This is a genomic window from Streptomyces sp. ISL-99 (assembly GCF_018614005.1).
Taxonomy (GTDB): Bacteria; Actinomycetota; Actinomycetes; order Streptomycetales; family Streptomycetaceae; genus Streptomyces; species Streptomyces flavidovirens.
Window position 1 is genome coordinate 1 of the sequence record NZ_JAGGPC010000054.1, and the last position, 5,390, is coordinate 5,390.

A 5,390-nucleotide genomic window follows, 5' to 3' on the forward strand; every position below is an offset into this window, starting at 1 on the left:
TCTCCCCCGCTGCACGATCGCCTCTGAAAGGCTTAGCTTCCGGGTTCGGAATGTAACCGGGCGTTTCCCTAACGCTATGACCACCGAAACACTATGAAGATATCGAACCGGATATTGGCACAGTTCGTTACTTCAGAACTAACACAGTGGACGCGAGCAACTGAGGACAAGCCCTCGGCCTATTAGTACCAGTCAGCTCCACCCGTTACCGGGCTTCCACATCTGGCCTATCAACCCAGTCGTCTACTGGGAGCCTTAACCCCTCAAAGGGGGTGGGAACACTCATCTCGAAGCAGGCTTCCCGCTTAGATGCTTTCAGCGGTTATCCTTTCCGAACGTAGCCAACCAGCCATGCCCTTGGCAGGACAACTGGCACACCAGAGGTTCGTCCGTCCCGGTCCTCTCGTACTAGGGACAGCCCTTCTCAATATTCCTACGCGCGCAGAGGATAGGGACCGAACTGTCTCACGACGTTCTAAACCCAGCTCGCGTACCGCTTTAATGGGCGAACAGCCCAACCCTTGGGACCGACTCCAGCCCCAGGATGCGACGAGCCGACATCGAGGTGCCAAACCATCCCGTCGATATGGACTCTTGGGGAAGATCAGCCTGTTATCCCCGGGGTACCTTTTATCCGTTGAGCGACAGCGCTTCCACAAGCCACTGCCGGATCACTAGTCCCGACTTTCGTCCCTGCTCGACCCGTCGGTCTCACAGTCAAGCTCCCTTGTGCACTTACACTCAACACCTGATTGCCAACCAGGCTGAGGGAACCTTTGGGCGCCTCCGTTACTCTTTAGGAGGCAACCGCCCCAGTTAAACTACCCATCAGACACTGTCCCTGATCCGGATCACGGACCGAGGTTAGACATCCAGCACGACCAGAGTGGTATTTCAAGATTGACTCCACACACACTGGCGTGCATGCTTCACAGTCTCCCACCTATCCTACACAAGCCGAACCGAACACCAATATCAAACTGTAGTAAAGGTCCCGGGGTCTTTCCGTCCTTCTGCGCGAAACGAGCATCTTTACTCGTAGTGCAATTTCACCGGGCCTATGGTTGAGACAGTCGAGAAGTCGTTACGCCATTCGTGCAGGTCGGAACTTACCCGACAAGGAATTTCGCTACCTTAGGATGGTTATAGTTACCACCGCCGTTTACTGGCGCTTAAGTTCTCAGCTTCGCACGCCCGAAAGCGCACTAACCGGTCCCCTTAACGTTCCAGCACCGGGCAGGCGTCAGTCCGTATACATCGCCTTACGGCTTCGCACGGACCTGTGTTTTTAGTAAACAGTCGCTTCTCGCTGGTCTCTGCGGCCACCCCCAGCTCACCGTGTAAAACGGATCACCAGTGATGGCCCCCCTTCTCCCGAAGTTACGGGGGCATTTTGCCGAGTTCCTTAACCATAGTTCACCCGAACGCCTCGGTATTCTCTACCTGACCACCTGAGTCGGTTTAGGGTACGGGCCGCCATGAAACTCGCTAGAGGCTTTTCTCGACAGCATAGGATCATCCACTTCACCACAATCGGCTCGGCATCAGGTCTCAGCCTTAATGTGTGACGGATTTGCCTATCACACGGCCTACACCCTTACCCCGGGACAACCACCGCCCGGGCTGGACTACCTTCCTGCGTCACCCCATCGCTTACCTACTACCACCTTGGGCCGGCGGCTCCACCACTTTCCTTTCCCCGAAGGGTCCGGAACGGCTTCACGGCCTTAGCATCAATGGATTCGATACTGGGCGTTTCAAAGCGGGTACCGGAATATCAACCGGTTGTCCATCGACTACGCCTGTCGGCCTCGCCTTAGGTCCCGACTTACCCTGGGCAGATCAGCTTGACCCAGGAACCCTTAGTCAATCGGCGCACACGTTTCTCACGTGTGTATCGCTACTCATGCCTGCATTCTCACTCGTGAACCGTCCACAACTCGCTTCCGCGGCTGCTTCACCCGGCACACGACGCTCCCCTACCCATCCACACTCCCGTTGGGGATATATGTGTGAATGACACGACTTCGGCGGTACGCTTGAGCCCCGCTACATTGTCGGCGCGGAATCACTTGACCAGTGAGCTATTACGCACTCTTTCAAGGGTGGCTGCTTCTAAGCCAACCTCCTGGTTGTCTCTGCGACTCCACATCCTTTCCCACTTAGCGTACGCTTAGGGGCCTTAGTCGATGCTCTGGGCTGTTTCCCTCTCGACCATGGAGCTTATCCCCCACAGTCTCACTGCCGTGCTCTCACTTACCGGCATTCGGAGTTTGGCTAAGGTCAGTAACCCGGTAGGGCCCATCGCCTATCCAGTGCTCTACCTCCGGCAAGAAACACACGACGCTGCACCTAAATGCATTTCGGGGAGAACCAGCTATCACGGAGTTTGATTGGCCTTTCACCCCTAACCACAGGTCATCCCCCAGGTTTTCAACCCTGGTGGGTTCGGTCCTCCACGACCTCTTACAGCCGCTTCAACCTGCCCATGGCTAGATCACTCCGCTTCGGGTCTAGAGCGTGCAACTCAAACGCCCTGTTCGGACTCGCTTTCGCTACGGCTTCCCCACACGGGTTAACCTCGCTACACACCGCTAACTCGCAGGCTCATTCTTCAAAAGGCACGCAGTCACGACGCATTGAGTAAACTCAATGCGCGACGCTCCCACGGCTTGTAGGCACACGGTTTCAGGTACTATTTCACTCCGCTCCCGCGGTACTTTTCACCATTCCCTCACGGTACTATCCGCTATCGGTCACCAGGGAATATTTAGGCTTAACGGGTGGTCCCGCCAGATTCACACGGGATTTCTCGGGCCCCGTGCTACTTGGGTGTTGCACAAGCAAGCCGTTGATGTTTCAGCTACGGGGGTCTTACCCTCTACGCCGGACCTTTCGCATGTCCTTCGCCTACACCAACGGTTTCTGACTTGCCCAACAGCCGGCAGACTGTTGAAGTGCAATCCCACAACCCCGTATGCGCAACCCCTGCCGGGTATCACACGCATACGGTTTGGCCTCATCCGGTTTCGCTCGCCACTACTCCCGGAATCACGGTTGTTTTCTCTTCCTGCGGGTACTGAGATGTTTCACTTCCCCGCGTTCCCTCCACATACCCTATGTGTTCAGGTATGGGTGACAGCCCATGACGACTGCCGGGTTTCCCCATTCGGAAACCCCCGGATCAAAGCCTGGTTGACGGCTCCCCGGGGACTATCGTGGCCTCCCACGTCCTTCATCGGTTCCTGGTGCCAAGGCATCCACCGTGCGCCCTTAAAAACTTGGCCTACAGATGCTCGCGTCCACTGTGCAGTTCTCAAGCAACGACCAGCCACCCATCACCCCACCCTTTACAGGTGAGTGCACTGGGGCCGGCATCGCGAAGACACAAACCAAATGGTCCGTACCCTCAGATACCCAACAGCGTGCCCGACCCGACCAACCCGATATCACGTTCCACGCCGAAGCAGTACTTGTGAACCTTGCCGATCGTGCCGAGTAGTCAACGTTCCACCCATGAGCAACCAGCACCGGACGTTCGCCGATGAACTGGCCTCTGACCAACCGTGGCTGGTGAGAAGTGCTCCTTAGAAAGGAGGTGATCCAGCCGCACCTTCCGGTACGGCTACCTTGTTACGACTTCGTCCCAATCGCCAGTCCCACCTTCGACAGCTCCCTCCCACAAGGGGTTGGGCCACCGGCTTCGGGTGTTACCGACTTTCGTGACGTGACGGGCGGTGTGTACAAGGCCCGGGAACGTATTCACCGCAGCAATGCTGATCTGCGATTACTAGCAACTCCGACTTCATGGGGTCGAGTTGCAGACCCCAATCCGAACTGAGACCGGCTTTTTGAGATTCGCTCCGCCTCGCGGCATCGCAGCTCATTGTACCGGCCATTGTAGCACGTGTGCAGCCCAAGACATAAGGGGCATGATGACTTGACGTCGTCCCCACCTTCCTCCGAGTTGACCCCGGCGGTCTCCTGTGAGTCCCCATCACCCCGAAGGGCATGCTGGCAACACAGGACAAGGGTTGCGCTCGTTGCGGGACTTAACCCAACATCTCACGACACGAGCTGACGACAGCCATGCACCACCTGTATACCGACCACAAGGGGGCACCTATCTCTAGGTGTTTCCGGTATATGTCAAGCCTTGGTAAGGTTCTTCGCGTTGCGTCGAATTAAGCCACATGCTCCGCTGCTTGTGCGGGCCCCCGTCAATTCCTTTGAGTTTTAGCCTTGCGGCCGTACTCCCCAGGCGGGGAACTTAATGCGTTAGCTGCGGCACCGACGACGTGGAATGTCGCCAACACCTAGTTCCCAACGTTTACGGCGTGGACTACCAGGGTATCTAATCCTGTTCGCTCCCCACGCTTTCGCTCCTCAGCGTCAGTAATGGCCCAGAGATCCGCCTTCGCCACCGGTGTTCCTCCTGATATCTGCGCATTTCACCGCTACACCAGGAATTCCGATCTCCCCTACCACACTCTAGCCTGCCCGTATCGAATGCAGACCCGGGGTTAAGCCCCGGGCTTTCACATCCGACGTGACAAGCCGCCTACGAGCTCTTTACGCCCAATAATTCCGGACAACGCTTGCGCCCTACGTATTACCGCGGCTGCTGGCACGTAGTTAGCCGGCGCTTCTTCTGCAGGTACCGTCACTTTCGCTTCTTCCCTGCTGAAAGAGGTTTACAACCCGAAGGCCGTCATCCCTCACGCGGCGTCGCTGCATCAGGCTTTCGCCCATTGTGCAATATTCCCCACTGCTGCCTCCCGTAGGAGTCTGGGCCGTGTCTCAGTCCCAGTGTGGCCGGTCGCCCTCTCAGGCCGGCTACCCGTCGTCGCCTTGGTAGGCCATTACCCCACCAACAAGCTGATAGGCCGCGGGCTCATCCTTCACCGCCGGAGCTTTTAACCTCTTCAGATGCCCGAAGAAGTGTTATCCGGTATTAGACCCCGTTTCCAGGGCTTGTCCCAGAGTGAAGGGCAGATTGCCCACGTGTTACTCACCCGTTCGCCACTAATCCACCCCGAAGGGCTTCATCGTTCGACTTGCATGTGTTAAGCACGCCGCCAGCGTTCGTCCTGAGCCAGGATCAAACTCTCCATGAATGTTTGCTCGTAATCGAGCTAGCACCACGAAAGAGCGGAACAGATCGGACCGGAATATGGTCCGCTGTTCTCAGCGTCCTCGCTGTGTTCGCCTGACCGTCACAAGTGACGACCAGGACTTTTCAAAGGAACCACCAACCCACCAAAGGTGGGCCGGGGTATCAACATATCTGGCGTTGACTTTTGGCACGCTGTTGAGTTCTCAAGGAACGGACGCTTCCTTTGTACTCACCCTCGCGGGCTTTCCTCCGGGCTTTCGTTCGGTATTTCGGG

At 56.8% G+C, this 5,390-nt stretch carries 3 rRNA genes; all 3 read right to left on the reverse strand.

What is annotated here, in order from left to right:
* Nucleotides 1-88 (reverse strand): 5S ribosomal RNA (gene rrf, locus J7E91_RS29240); the annotation flags it as partial.
* Nucleotides 89-162: 74 nt separating this feature from the next.
* Nucleotides 163-3,287: ribosomal RNA gene (locus J7E91_RS29245) — 23S ribosomal RNA — on the reverse strand.
* A gap of 304 nt (nt 3,288-3,591) precedes the next feature.
* A 16S ribosomal RNA gene (locus J7E91_RS29250) occupies nt 3,592-5,117 on the reverse strand.
* Between the last annotated feature and the right edge of the window lie 273 nt (nt 5,118-5,390).